Source organism: Bradyrhizobium sp. S3.7.6, assembly GCF_054061875.1.
Window position 1 is genome coordinate 1,506,474 of sequence record NZ_JBSSEQ010000001.1, and the last position, 13,604, is coordinate 1,520,077.

Sequence of the window (13,604 nt, forward strand, 5' to 3'; positions counted from 1 at the left end):
CCAAGACCGTAATGGTTCGAAGTCGGCAGCGAGAGGGTTCATGACACGCCGTCGTTTGACGCTGGTTGCGGGTTTGGCGCTCGCGATCATCGCATCGCTTGCCACGCCCAGCTTTGCCCAGAAAGGTCTCGCCGCGGAGAGCGCGCGGATCAACGCACTCCGAAGCGCCGGCAAATATTCGGAGGCGCTGCCGCTGGCGCAGGCCATGGTGGCGTCTCTCGAGAAGACCACCAACAATCGTGATCTCGCGGGCGCGCTCAACAACCTCGCGCAGATCTACGCCGACCAGGGTCACGACGACCAGGCCGAGCCGCTCTACAAGCGCGCCATCGCACTGATGGAGAAGGGGACCGGTCTCGACAGCGTCGAGGTCGCGCCGGTGCTGAACAACCTCGCCGCGCTCTATCAGAGGCAGAGCCGCTTTGCGGAGGCCGAGCCGCTGTTCAAGCGTGCGCTCGCCGTGCGCGAGAAGGCGCTGTCGCGCGAGCATCCCGACGTCGGTCAGTCCCTCAACAATCTCGCCACATACTACGTCAAGCAGCAGCGTCAGGCCGAAGCCGAGCCGTTGTTTCAGCGCGCGCTCGCGATCTACCAGAAGGCCGGTGGCCCCGAGCATCCGGCGGTCGCGACGCTCCTGAACAATCTCGGCCAGCTCGATCGCGACCTCAACCGCGATGCGGATGCCGAGGCGCCGATCAGGCGCTCGCTCGCGATCCGCGAAAAAGTGCTGGGACCGGACCATCCCGACGTCGCGCGCTCGCTGAACAATCTCGCCGGTCTCTACGAGCACCAGCAGCGCTATGCCGATGCGGAGCCGCTCTATCGCCGTGCGCTGTCGATCCGCGAACGTGCGCTCGGTCCCGATCATCCGGACGTCACGACCTCGACCAGCAATCTCGCTTATTTCCTCTACGTCTCCGGCCGGAACGCCGACGCGCTGCCGCTCGCGGAAAAGACGCTTGCGACCAATCGCGCGCAGTTGCGCGTCGTGCTGCCGGTCCTGTTCGCCGCGCGACAGCAATATCTGCTGCCTGACGACAGGGCGCTGGACGAGGCGCTTGCCGCGATTCAGCGCGGCACGCAATCCTCCGCTGCCTCCGCCGTGAACAAGCTGGCCGTGCGCCTTGCTGCGGGCAGCGACAGGCTCGCTGAGCTCGTGCGCCGGGACCAGGATCTTGCGGCCGAGTCCGAGGCGCTCGACAAGGCGATCATCGCCGCGGTGTCGAAGCAGTCGGCCCAGCGCGACGTCGCGGCCGAGCAGCGCAGCCAGGTGCGGATCGCGGCGATAGCGAACGAGCGCACAGGCTTGCAGAAGACGCTCGCGGTCGAGTTTCCCGATTATGCGTCGCTCTCCAACCCCCTGCCGCTGGCGGTCAAGGATATCCAGCCCTTGCTGTCGCCCGACGAGGCGATGGTGCTCTACTCCGTCGTCGACAAGCAGAGCTATGTCGTCGCGATCACGCGCGAAGGCGTCGACTGGAAGGAGATTCCGCTCGGCGCGGACGCGCTGACGCAGAAGGTGACTGCCTTCCGCAAGGGGCTCGATGTCGGCAAGGCGCGTGATGCCTCCGGCAAATCAGGGTTGTTCGACCTCGGGCTCGCCAACGAGCTTTATGTCGCGCTGCTCGGCCCGGTCGAAGGGCTGACGAAGGACAAGCGCAACCTGCTGGTGGTGCCGTCGGCCGCGCTGACGGCGTTGCCGTTTCATCTGCTCGTCACGGAGACGCCGCAAGCTGCGATCCCGGACACGCTCGAAGGCTATCGCAGCGCCGCCTGGCTGTTGCGGCGTCAGGCGGTGTCGGTGCTGCCCTCGGTGGTCAGTCTGAAATCGTTGCGTGCCGTCGCGCGTCGGGAGCAGGGCGTGAAGCCGATGACCGGCTTTGGCGATCCCGTGTTCAATCCTGCGCTGGAAGGGCCGGCCGATCGTCGCGCTGCAAGCGGCAAGGTCGCCGCACGCAACATTGCAACAATTGCCTATAGCGATTTTTGGCGCGGGGCCGGCGTCGATCGCGCGCGGCTTGCGCAGGCGCTGCCGCAACTGCCGGATACCGCGGACGAGTTGAACGCGGTAGCAAAGGATGTCGGCGCGGCCGAGGCCGACATCCATCTCGGCCGCGATGCCAGCGAAACGACGCTGAAGCGTGCAGCGCTTGCTCAATACAGCATCATCTACTTTGCCACCCACGGTCTCGTGGCCGGCGATATCAAGGGATTGGGCGAGCCCTCGCTTGCACTCTCCATTCCCGATCGGCCGACGGAGCTGGATGACGGCTTGCTCACGGCAAGTGAAGTCGCTCAGCTCAAGCTTAACGCGGATTGGGTTGTGCTGTCGGCCTGCAACACCATCGCCGGCGACAAGCCCGGCGCCGAGGCCCTGTCGGGGCTGGCGCGCTCGTTCTTCTACGCGGGTGCACGTGCGCTGCTGGTCTCGCATTGGGCAGTGGATTCGGAAGCTGCCACCCGCTTGACCACGTCGACTTTCGAACTGCTCAAGAACGAACCAAAAATCGGCCGTGCCGAAGCTTTGCGCCGCGCGATGTTGACGTACGTTGATGACACCTCGTCACCGCGCAACGCCTATCCCGCGATGTGGGGGCCGTTCGCGCTCATCGGCGAAGGCGAGGTACGATAGGACGGTCCTGCGATTGTGCGTCGCAATAACCACAGGAAACGCGGAATTGCGCATTTGGTTGCGCGATCATTCGTATTTTTTTGATACGCTCGCTCAGAGCTGACATGCGCGGCATTTGGCGCGGTCCTTGAATAAACCAAATCCTGCGAGATCGGCTTGGCAACGCCAGCGTTCACCATTATTACGTCGTTCAACCGAGGCCGGACGGCCTATAATTCACGGTGACTGCGATGGCGCCAAAGCTTGGTCGCGCTGAGTGTCGCGGGTTCTAGGAGGATTTTTCGTGCAAGAGACGGGCGTGCGCAACGGTGCCTTCGGTGCCGACAAATTCGGCTTAAAGAATCTCAAACGGGTTCACTGGAACCTCGGCGCGCCGCAACTCTATCAATACTCACTTTCTGCGGGCGAGGCGGTGCTGTCGGCAGACGGTTCGCTTTGCGCCGACACCGGTGAGTTCACCGGTCGCAGCCCGAAGGACAAGTTCACGGTGCGTGACGCCACCACCGACAAGAAGATGTGGTGGGCCGGCAACCAGTCGATCACCGCAGAGCAGTTCGAGACGCTCTACCAGGATTTCCTCAAGCACGCCGAAGGCAAGAGCCTGTTCGCGCAGGACCTCTATGGCGGCGCCGATCCGGCCTACCGGATCAAGACCCGCGTCTTCACCGAGCTCGCCTGGCACTCGCTGTTCATCCGTACGCTGCTGATCCGCCCCGAGGCGGTCGAGCTGCCGAGCTTCACGCCGGAGCTCACCATCATCGACATGCCGAGCTTCCGCGCCGATCCGAAACGCCACGGCTGCAAGTCGGAGAATGTCGTCGCGATCGATTTCGCCCGCAAGATCGTCCTGATCGGCGGGTCTTATTATGCCGGCGAGATGAAGAAGTCGGTCTTCACCACGCTGAACTACTATCTGCCCGAGCGCGGCGTGATGCCGATGCACTGCTCGGCCAATGTCGGCGCTAATGGCGACACCGCGATCTTCTTCGGGCTATCAGGCACCGGCAAGACCACGCTGTCGGCCGATCCGAACCGCACGCTGATCGGCGACGACGAGCACGGCTGGGGCCCGAACGGCGTGTTCAACTTCGAAGGCGGCTGCTATGCCAAGTGCATCAAGCTGTCGCAGGAGGCCGAGCCTCAGATCTACGCCGCCTCGACGCGCTTCGGCGCGGTGCTCGAGAACTGCGTACTCGACGAGGACACCCGAATCGTCGATTTCGACGACGGTTCCAAGACCGAGAACACGCGCTCCGCGTACCCGCTCGACTTCATCCCGAACGCTTCGCGCACCGGCCGCGCGCCGCAGCCGAAGAACGTGGTGATGCTCGCCGCCGACGCCTTCGGCGTGCTGCCACCGATCGCAAAGCTCTCGCCGGCGCAGGCGATGTATCACTTCCTGTCCGGCTACACCGCCAAGGTCGCCGGTACCGAGCGCGGTCTCGGCAACGAGCCGCAGCCGGAATTCTCGACCTGCTTCGGCTCGCCCTTCCTGCCGCTCGACCCCAGCGTCTATGGCAACATGCTGCGCGACCTCATCGCCCAGCACAATGTCGATTGCTGGCTGGTCAACACCGGCTGGACCGGCGGCAAGTATGGCACCGGCTCGCGCATGCCGATCAAGGTGACGCGCGCGCTGCTCACCGCCGCGCTCGACGGCTCGCTTCGCAACGTCGAATTCCGCACCGACAAATATTTCGGCTTCGCGGTCCCGACCGCGCTGCCGGGCGTGCCGGCCGAGATCCTGAACCCGGTGAACACCTGGAAGGACAAGGACGAGTTCGACAAGACCGCCCGCGCGCTGGTCGGCATGTTCCAGAAGAACTTTGCCAAGTTCGAAGCCCAGGTCGACGCCGAAGTGCGCGCGGCCGCGCCGGACGTGAAGCTCGCGGCGGAGTAATCGCTCGCTCTGTCTTCAATGCAAAAGGGCGGCCGCGAGGCCGCCCTTTTTGTTTCTTCCTTCTCCCCTTGTGGGCCTGTTGCGTTATCGGCTCTTGAGGCTGAAGACGTCAGGAGCGAGTGCCCTGGTCCCGGCAATTGCCTGCCAAGATCTGTAGTTGTCGCCCTGAGCGGGCAGCTCACGCGGCGATCGTGGCCCACCGCCTCATGTTGAAGGCGATTGAGGCGAGCAGGACTTGCCCGGTCGCCTTGATCAGACCGACGTAGCGGATGCAGGTCAGCCGCATGCGGCGTTTGAGAGTAGCGAAGGTGGTTTCGACCTGGGCTCGTCGGCGCGCGATGAGGAGGTTGTAGCGTTTGAGCCTGGGCGGCAGTTCCGGGTGATGTCTGTTGGGCCGACGAGCGATGCGGGGCTTCTTGCCTTCCGCCTTCAGCCGGGCCCGTCGGGCATGGGTGTCGTAAGCCGCATCGGCCCAGACCACGGCTTCATCGCCGCGAATCAAAGCGTCCGCCGGTGTCGTGTCGTTGATGTTGGCCGGTGTGGTCAGTACCGCGCGGATCAAGCCGGATCCTTCGTCCACACCCACATGAGCCTTGTAACCGAAGGTCGAGCCGCTTTTGCCCTGCCGTTTGGCAAACCGGGCATCAGGGTCGTTTGAGGGGCGATCCGCCTTGGGCGGAGCCGAGACTGCCTGGATCAAGGTCGCATCCAGCATCGTGCCGCGCTTGAGGATCACGCCAGCATTCTCAAGCTGACGATCCAATTCGCCAAACAGCTTCTCCAGCAGGCCTTGTTCAACGAGCTGGTTCCGGAAGCGGTTCAGGACCGTATGGTCGGGCGTCGCATCCTCAAGGCTCAAACCGACGAAGCGCTTGAACGACAACCGGTCGCCCAGCGCTTCCTCGAGTTCGCGCTCCGAAAGACCATACAGCGACTGCAACAGCACAGCACGAAACAGCACCAGCACCGGATAGCCTGGACGACCGGGGCTCCCTTCATCCCGCAAATGGCCGATCAGCTTCTCGAACCGGTACCACTTGACCAGGCCGGCCAGCCGATCCAGCGCCGCATTGGCGCCGGCTCCCTTCGGCATCAGTGCTTCCACAAAGCTCGGCTGTCCCGTCCGCTTGACCGCCATCGCTACCCTCCAAGGCTTTGCCCTAGGGAATCACAATTGACGAATTACGCAACAGGCCCCTTGTGGGAGAAGGTGGCGCGAAGCGCCGGATGAGGGGTTGTATCCGCGCGTTCAACTGCAAGAGAAGCGCTCGCGGAGAGAGACCCCTCACCCGTCTCGTCGCTTCGCGACGAGCCACCCTCTCCCACAAGGGGAGAGGGGAAGAGCACCTCACGCCTTGAAATACGCGATCTGCGTCGTGGTCGCGAGCAGCCTGCCGTTCGGCGACCACAGCTCGGCGTTCTGATCGGCATAGCTCTTGTGCATGATCTTCGAATCGGCCGTCGCGAGCACGCGCGTGATGTCCTCGGCGGCGAGCTCCTCGCTGCCGGTGTGGAAATACGTCGTCAGCGACACCGTGCCGAACGGCACCAGCTCGCGCCTGGCGTGGAAGATGCGGCCGAAGAAGGCGTCCGACATCGACATCAGCGACAGCATGTCGAGCTTGCGCGGCGTGCGGTCGCCGATCCAGAGCTTGGAATAGGTGCCAGCGAGCTCGGTCCGCGGCGGGCCGATCCGCATCTCGCCCTCGACGAAGCGGAATTCATACTGGTTGGCCCAGGATGCCGATATCTTCGGGAATGGCAGCGTCGCCTCGAACGCCGTGGCATCGGGATATTGCGCCACCCTGTGCTCCCAGGACGGCCGGCGCTCGGCGAACACGGCGGTGGCGAGCGTAGCGACCTCGCCGCCGCCCTGCGACAGTTCGACGCTCCAGTGCTGGCTGGAGCGATTGGCCTTCACCAGCCGCACGTCCAGATCGAACGGCCCCTTGGCGATCGGCGCGCAGTAATTGACGGTCAGGGCCAGCGGATCGCCGGCGCGCTGCGGATGGTCGATCAGCGCACGCAGGATGGTCGCGGCCGTGGCGCCGCCGAACGGGCCGACAAACGCCCAGTAGTCGTCGCTGGTATGCCCCTGCCAGCTGGAGTCGCCGGCGCTGATGCGGGTGGCGTCGTCGAACGGGTGCGGGAGCTTGGCGTGCATGGGATTAGACCTCTACTGAGCTTCCGTCCCAACGACGAAACTCCATCGTCTCATCACCAGGGCCATATTGCTGCGAACTCAAAACATCGTCTGCCGGATCATCTGTGACCCAGGCATCCGCGACGGAGCCTCCTATGCGCTTCAGCGCAATGATACTCTTGCCGCTGATCAGATCGGCGACGAAGTCGCCGATGGCAGCTTCCTCGTCCTTGCCTGAAAGACTGGCAAGGATGCTGCCGTGCGTGTGCCAGGAGAATCCGTCGAACCCCAGCGTCCAGTCCCCGTCGGGACATATGACCAGCAATCGAAGCTGCCCATCCGGGCTCGTATACTCGCCGACAGGCACGATCGACTCCGGCCAGAAAAAGCTCAAGCCGTAATATGATGCCTATCCTGCCAAATCAATAACCTCGCAGGTAACGCCGATTTCACGTTGCGGAAAATCAGCCTGCCACGTCGCGCAGATCTGGCAGCAGCGGCGTGGTCGGATTGACCGGCACGTTCCAGATTTCCTCGGCATATTCGCGGATGGTGCGGTCCGAGGAGAACCAGGCCATGCGCGCGACATTGAGAATGGAGGCGCGCGTCCAGGCCGGCGCCACCTGCCAGCGTGCGTCGACGCTGCGCTGCGCTTCGTAATAGGAATCGAAATCGGCGCTGACCATGTAGTGGTCGAGATAGCGCAGCGCGTGCGCGATCGATTCGAAGCGGCCGGGATCGCCGGGCGAGAACTCGCCGGTGCCGATCGCATTGATGGCGCGCTGGAGCTTTGGCGAATTGCGGATCACGTCGGAGGCATCCAGCCCCTGCTTGCGGCGGATCATCACGTCGCCGGCCTCCATGCCGAAGATCGCGATATTCTCCGCGCCGACATGGTCGCGGATCTCGATGTTGGCGCCGTCGAGCGTGCCGATGGTGAGCGCGCCGTTCAGCGACAGCTTCATGTTGCCGGTGCCGGAGGCCTCCATGCCGGCGGTCGAGATCTGCTCGGACAAATCGGCCGCGGGAATGATCACCTCCGCAAGGCTGACATTGTAGTCGGGCAGGAAGACGACCTTGAGCTTGCCGCCGATCGCGGGATCGTTGTTGACGACGTCCGCGACGTCGTTGACCAGCTTGATGATCAATTTTGCGTAGCGATAGCTCGCCGCCGCCTTGCCGGCGAAGATCTTCACCCGCGGCACCCAGTTGCCGTTGGGATCGTCCTTCATCGCCTGGTACAGCGCCACCGTCTCGATGATGTTGAGGAGCTGGCGCTTGTATTCGTGAATGCGCTTGATCTGCACGTCGAACAGCGCGGTCGGATCGACCTTGATGCCGAGCCGCTCGCCGATCAGGCGCGCCAGCGCGGTCTTGTTGTGAAGCTTGACGCTGCGGAATTTCTTCTGGAATTCGACGTCGCTGGCGCGGGCTTCGATCAGGCTGAGCTGGGTTGGATCGTCGAGCACGACTTCGCCACAGGTCTCGCGCAGCAGGTCGGTCAGCTTCGGATTCGCCAACATCAGCCAGCGGCGGAAGGTGATGCCGTTCGTCTTGTTGGTGATGCGGCCGGGATAGAGATGGTTGAGATCGTGGAACACGGTCTCGCGCATCAGGTCCGAATGCATCGCCGAAACGCCGTTGATGCGGTGCGAGCCGACGAAGGCGAGCTGGCCCATGCGCACGCGGCGTCCGCTCCTCTCGTCGATCAGCGAAACCGAGGCCCGGAAATCGATGTCGCCGGGCGCGCGCGCTTCGGCCAGCGCGAGATGCTGCACGTTGATGCGGTAGATGATCTCGAGATGGCGCGGCAACAGCTGCTCGAACAGTTCGACCGGCCAGGTCTCCAGCGCCTCGGGCAACAGCGTGTGGTTGGTGTAGGACAGCGTCGCGACCGTGATCTTCCAGGCCTCGTCCCAGCGGAAATTGTGCAGGTCGACCAGGATGCGCATCAGCTCGGTGACGGCGAGGCTCGGATGCGTGTCGTTGAGCTGGACCGCGACCTTCATTGCGAGGCTGCGAAGCTGGCCGTCGGAGGTCAGGTGGCGATTGACCAGGTCCTGAAGCGAAGCGGAGACGAAGAAATACTCCTGGCGCAGCCGCAGCTCGCGTCCCGCCGGGCTCTCGTCGTTCGGATAGAGGAATTTGCAGATGGCTTCCGCGCGCGACTGCTCGGCGCTGGCGCTGACATAGTCGCCCTTGTTGAAGGCGTCGAGCTTCAACGGATCGGGCGAGCGTGCCGACCACAGGCGGAGCGCGTTGACGTGCTGGCCGCGCCAGCCGACGATCGGCGTGTCATAGGCGATCGCCTGCACGGTCTCGGCCGGATGCCAGATCGCGCGGTCGCGGCCCTTGTCGTCGACATGCTCGACGCCACCGCCGAAATGGACGTGATAGATCACCTCGGGCCGCTGCAATTCCCAGGGATTGCCGAAGCTCAGCCATTCGTCCGGATATTCCTGCTGCCAGCCCTGATTGATGATCTGGCGGAACAGGCCGTAATCGTAGCGGATGCCGTAGCCGATCGCGGGGATCGAGAGCGTGGCCATGCTCTCCATGAAGCAGGCGGCGAGCCGCCCCAGGCCGCCATTGCCGAGCGCGGCATCCGGCTCGCATTTGCGGAGCTCAGGCAGCGACACGCCGAGATCGCCGAGCGCGACCTCGAAGATCTTGAGCAGCCCCATGTTGTTCAGCGCGTCGGTGAAGAGACGGCCGATCAGGAATTCGAGCGAGAGATAATAGACGCGCTTGCGTCCCGCATCGTAGCTGTGCTTCTCGGCCGTGAGCCAGCGATGCACGATGCGGTCGCGCAGCGCGAGCGCTGCGGCCTGGTACCAGTCGTGCTTGGTGGCCATGCCCGCATCCTTGCCGATGGCAAGGCGCAGCTTCGCCAGGATCGCGCCCTTGACGTCAGCCAGCGCGAGCTCGTCGATGGGCTGGCCGGAGGCCGGAAAACTTGGCTGGAACGATTGATCTTGCAAGGCCGTCACTTCCTGGTCGCGAGAACACCACTAACTCTACGCGTCTTGCCCCTGCACCGGAACCATCCCTGGCGCGGCCGTGCACTGCGCTGGCGTAAATTTATGCAAGGAACGGGCCGATTTGGGAACCCGGAAGCGTACGGAGAGATGCGGATTCGGTGCTAGATTGAGGGCAGATTCAGCCATCAGTGTGGAGGAAACGTCCATGAGACTGCTGATCGAAATCGCCGCCGCGGCCTTCCTCGTCGTCTGCATCACCGCCTCCAGCGCCGCCTTTGCCGCCGGCAAGACGAGTCGCAGTGCCGACGGCATGAGCTGCGGCTTCAGCGTTCCGGAAAATGCGTCTCCCGCGGTGCGCTGCGCCGCCATCAAGCGCCAATGCGGTGGCAAGTTCTACGCGAATGCGTGCGGGGACAGGCTGGTGTCGGCAGCGAATTGAGGAGCGGGTCGCTGGATTCGCCGCGCGTGAAGGTGCTGCGCGCTATCTGACTACGCCCGACGTGAAGCCCGCCTTGCGGCGCGGCGGCTTGATTTCCTTTTTCAGGAAGCAGCGCGCTTCACGCCCGGTGTAGCCGGGACGGGCATAGGTGAAGGCGCGGCACTTGTTGTCGGCGATGCAGGCGGCCTTGCAGGCCTCTTCGCCTTCGCCGTCCTTGATCTCGAAATTGCGCAAGTCGCCGCCGGGGCGGTCGATCGACGTTTCAACGCCTTCGATCCGCGGCTCGATCACGCCGGCGCCACGCACACCGGAGATGCAGCAGCTGCCCGGGACACGCGGCGGCACCGTGTTCTTGAGCCAGCACACTGCCGAGCCGCCTTCGACGTCGGGATAGTTGAAGCTCCAGGAGCGGCAGCGGCGGTCACGCTCACACTGCAGCGCGCAATCCTCGGGGTCACCTGACGTCACCGGCGAGCTGAAATAGTCGCCGCCGGGCCGGTCGAACGCCGTCTGGGCGCGCGCAGGCGCGCTCGCAAACACGAGCGCAAGCAACGTGGCGCAGGCCACGACGCTTGCCATGACGGCCCCACGCAGGCGGCCCTTCCCCATTGGAACAGCTTTCGAGTTATTGACGGCGCTCAGGTTTTTTCAGCCGGTCATTTGATCGCCGCAAACCTGTATGGGCGATGAACGGCTCAGGTCCTGGTCGTCGGCCTCTGGCCTAGAACGCGTATTCCGCGTAGGCCGGTTCCACGGAGCCGTTCCAGGCGCCGTTGAACTTCTCCAGCATCTCCTCGGCCGGGGTCCGGCCGGAATCGATGATGCGATCGAGCGGCTCCAGATGCCGGGTTTCGTCGCGGCCGAGCTGGTCGATCCGGCCGCGGCGGCGCAGGCCGGCATGGGCCAGAACGAGGCATTCCTTGGCGATCTCGAACAGATAGCGGTCCTTGATCCGCGCCTTGAAGCCGAACCGCGGCACGTCGTCGCGCAGGGCCTGGCGCTCATGCGCGGTCCAGTGCTTCACGAGGTCCCAGGCGGCATCGAGCGACACATCGTCGTAGAGCAGCCCGGCCCAGAAAGCCGACAGCGCCGGCAGGCGGCCCCACGGGCCACCATCGGAGCCGCGCATCTCGAGATAGCGCTTGAGGCGCACCTCCGGGAAGATCGTCGAAAGATGATTGGCCCAGTCCGACAGCGTCGGGCGTTCACCGGGCAGATTGTTGTTGCGGCCGTCGAAGAAGGCGCGGAACGAGGAGCCCGAGACGTCGATGTAATCCTCGTCGCGCTTGACGAAATACATGGGCACGTCGAGCGCGTAGTCGACATAGCGCTCGAAACCCATGCCGTCCTCGAATGCCCACGGCATCATGCCCGAACGCGCATTGTCGGTGTCGCGCCAGATCTCGGAGCGGAACGACAGGAAGCCGTTCGGCTTGCCCTCGGTGAACGGCGAATTGGCAAACAGCGCGGTCGCGACCGGCTGCAGCGCGAGCGAGACGCGCAGCTTCTTGACCATGTCGGCTTCGGAGGAGAAGTCGAGATTGGTCTGCACCGTGCAGGTCCGGTACATCATGTCGAGGCCGTATTGGCCGACCTTCGGCATGTAATTGGTCATGATCTTGTAGCGGCCCTTGGGCATCACCGGGATGTCGGCGCGCGACCAGGACGGCGTCATGCCGAGCCCGAGGAAGCCGATGCCGAGCGGGGTCGCGATCTCGCGCACCTGCGCCAGATGCGCCATCAGCTCGCTCTGGGTCTGATGCACGTTCTCGACCGGCGCGCCGGAGAGCTCGAACTGTCCGCCGGGCTCGAGCGAGATGGCGCCGCCGCCGGTGACGTCGTAGAGGCCGATGATGTTGCCCTTCTCCATGATCGGCTCCCAGCCGAGCAGGAGCTTCATGCCTTCGAGCAGCGCGCCGATGCCCCGCGCACCCTCGTAAGGCACCGGACGGTGGCCTTCGAGCGTGAACGGCGTCTTCTCGTGCTCGGTGCCCATGCGGAATTCGGACGGGTCCTTGCAGCCGGCCTCGAACCACGCGACGAGCTCGTCGCGCGACTGCAGCGGCGTCATATCGATCTGGTCTCGCGCCATATCAAACTCTAATCAAAAAGGGCGCTTCGATCGAAGGCGCGCGGGTGACGGGGTGGTCCGCGAACCCAGGGGGTGCACGGACGAGCTGGTGTGCCGCACGATCATCGCGACGGCGTGGTTTCGTTGACGTGGATGGGCGGCAGTTTCATCTCGCCGCACGAGCAGCCGAGACGGTCGAGCAGACCGCTGAGCTTGACGGCATCCGCATCGGACAGTTTCGAGCCGACATACTTTTCGATCGCGGCCGAATAGGCGCCCCACATCCGCTTCTGCAACTCGCGGCCGGCTTCCGTGATCTCCACGAACTGGCCGCGCTTGTCGATCTTGCATTCGCGCCGGGAGGCGAGCCCCTCGTCGACCAGGCGATCGATCAGGCGCGAAGTGGAGTATTGCGGGATCAGCATTTGCCGCTCGAGTTCCACCGGCCGCAGCTCTCCCGAGGGCGCTCGCGACAATTCGAGCAGCGCGTCGTACCAGGCCAGCGGCGGGAACCCCGCCTTCTTCAAGTCCTGCTCGACGCAATCGAGCACGCGGCTCTGCACCCGCATCAGGCGGATCCAGGCCGAAGTTGCCTCGGTCGATGGTTTGCGTTTCATGGTCCCGCTCAAGCTCGTCGTCCCGTCTCTTACCTCACTCAATGCACCTGCATCAATCTTGACTATTGGATGCAAATGCATGTAGGCGTTCCTTCGCCCCAACCAAGCGTCAAGAGAAAGAAATTCCATGAAACTCTATTACTCGCCCGGCGCCTGCTCCCTGTCCCCCCACATCGCGCTCCTGGAAGCCGGCCTGCCCTATGAGCTGGTCAAGGTCGATATCCGGGCCAAGAAGCTCGAAAATGGTGAGGATTATCTGAAGCTGAACCCGAAGGGCCAGGTCCCTGCGCTGGGCCTCGACAGCGGCGAGATCGTGACCGAAGGCCCGGTCATTGTCCAGATGATCGCCGACCAGGCTTCGGCCAAGGCGCTGGCGCCAGCTCACGGCAGCTCCGAGCGCTACAAGCTGCTCGAATGGCTGAACTTCCTCACCTCGGAGGTGCACAAGAGCTTCGGACCGCTGTTCGCGCCGGCGCTGAACGACGAGGCCAAGGCCTTCTTCAGGGATCGCGTCATGGGCAAGCTGACATACATCGACAGCCAGCTCGCCGGCCGCGACTACCTCATGGGAAAGCAGTTCACGGTGGCCGACGGCTATCTCTTCACGATGCTGACCTGGGGCGATCGGATGGAGTTCGACCTCTCGGCCATGCCGAACCTGACCGCCTACAAGGCTCGCGTTGCGGCGCGGCCGCAGGTCCAAGAGGCGCTGAAGAAGGAAGGCCTTGCGCAGGCGAAGTAAGCGCATCGCAAGATGCAACAATCGAAAGGCCGGATCGACGATCCGGCCTTTTTCTTTGTGAACCATTCGATCGGCGGCC

At 64.0% G+C, this 13,604-nt stretch carries 11 protein-coding genes; 4 read left to right on the forward strand and 7 right to left on the reverse strand.

Annotation, left to right across the window (positions count from 1 at the left end):
- Positions 1-40 precede the first annotated feature (40 nt).
- Positions 41-2,632 (forward strand): CHAT domain-containing tetratricopeptide repeat protein, encoded by a 2,592-nt coding sequence (locus ACVJ5M_RS07140; protein WP_063980744.1) that lies wholly within the window; start codon positions 41-43, stop codon positions 2,630-2,632.
- A 283-nt stretch (positions 2,633-2,915) separates the two neighbouring features.
- Positions 2,916-4,532 (forward strand): phosphoenolpyruvate carboxykinase, encoded by a 1,617-nt coding sequence (locus tag ACVJ5M_RS07145; RefSeq protein WP_063980745.1) that lies wholly within the window; start codon positions 2,916-2,918, stop codon positions 4,530-4,532.
- Positions 4,533-4,710: 178 nt separating this feature from the next.
- Here the strand turns inward: ACVJ5M_RS07145 and ACVJ5M_RS07150 are convergent, their stop codons facing one another.
- The 4 genes from ACVJ5M_RS07150 to ACVJ5M_RS07165 all read right to left on the reverse strand — a co-directional run bounded on the left by ACVJ5M_RS07150 (position 4,711) and on the right by ACVJ5M_RS07165 (position 9,656).
- Positions 4,711-5,670, reverse strand: coding sequence for an IS5 family transposase (locus tag ACVJ5M_RS07150; protein WP_283016890.1), 960 nt, complete (start codon positions 5,668-5,670; stop codon positions 4,711-4,713).
- Between the two features lie 210 nt (positions 5,671-5,880).
- On the reverse strand, positions 5,881-6,696 hold the full coding sequence (locus ACVJ5M_RS07155) for an acyl-CoA thioesterase (RefSeq protein ID WP_063980746.1): 816 nt from the start codon (positions 6,694-6,696) through the stop codon (positions 5,881-5,883).
- 4 nt (positions 6,697-6,700) lie between these two features.
- Entirely contained in the window at positions 6,701-7,042 is a 342-nt protein-coding gene (locus tag ACVJ5M_RS07160) for a hypothetical protein (RefSeq protein WP_063986045.1), read from the reverse strand.
- A 97-nt stretch (positions 7,043-7,139) separates the two neighbouring features.
- Entirely contained in the window at positions 7,140-9,656 is a 2,517-nt protein-coding gene (locus tag ACVJ5M_RS07165) for a glycogen/starch/alpha-glucan phosphorylase (protein WP_231143816.1), read from the reverse strand.
- Between the two features lie 205 nt (positions 9,657-9,861).
- On the opposite strand from ACVJ5M_RS07165, the gene ACVJ5M_RS07170 reads away from it, so the two are divergent.
- Entirely contained in the window at positions 9,862-10,095 is a 234-nt protein-coding gene (locus ACVJ5M_RS07170) for a hypothetical protein (RefSeq protein WP_063980747.1), read from the forward strand.
- 42 nt (positions 10,096-10,137) lie between these two features.
- Here the strand turns inward: ACVJ5M_RS07170 and ACVJ5M_RS07175 are convergent, their stop codons facing one another.
- From ACVJ5M_RS07175 to ACVJ5M_RS07185, 3 genes are all read right to left on the reverse strand, one after another.
- Positions 10,138-10,704, reverse strand: a complete 567-nt coding sequence (locus ACVJ5M_RS07175) for a PAN domain-containing protein (RefSeq protein WP_063980748.1) — start codon at positions 10,702-10,704, stop codon at positions 10,138-10,140.
- Between the two features lie 112 nt (positions 10,705-10,816).
- Positions 10,817-12,187 (reverse strand): glutamate--cysteine ligase, encoded by a 1,371-nt coding sequence (locus ACVJ5M_RS07180; protein ID WP_038933719.1) that lies wholly within the window; start codon positions 12,185-12,187, stop codon positions 10,817-10,819.
- Between the two features lie 101 nt (positions 12,188-12,288).
- Complete coding sequence (locus ACVJ5M_RS07185; RefSeq protein ID WP_038960026.1) at positions 12,289-12,783, reverse strand: MarR family winged helix-turn-helix transcriptional regulator; 495 nt, start codon at positions 12,781-12,783, stop codon at positions 12,289-12,291.
- A 127-nt stretch (positions 12,784-12,910) separates the two neighbouring features.
- Here ACVJ5M_RS07185 and gstA point away from each other — a divergent pair, with 127 nt between their 5' ends.
- Positions 12,911-13,525 (forward strand): glutathione transferase GstA, encoded by a 615-nt coding sequence (gene gstA, locus ACVJ5M_RS07190; RefSeq protein WP_063980749.1) that lies wholly within the window; start codon positions 12,911-12,913, stop codon positions 13,523-13,525.
- The last annotated feature ends 79 nt before the right edge of the window (positions 13,526-13,604 follow it).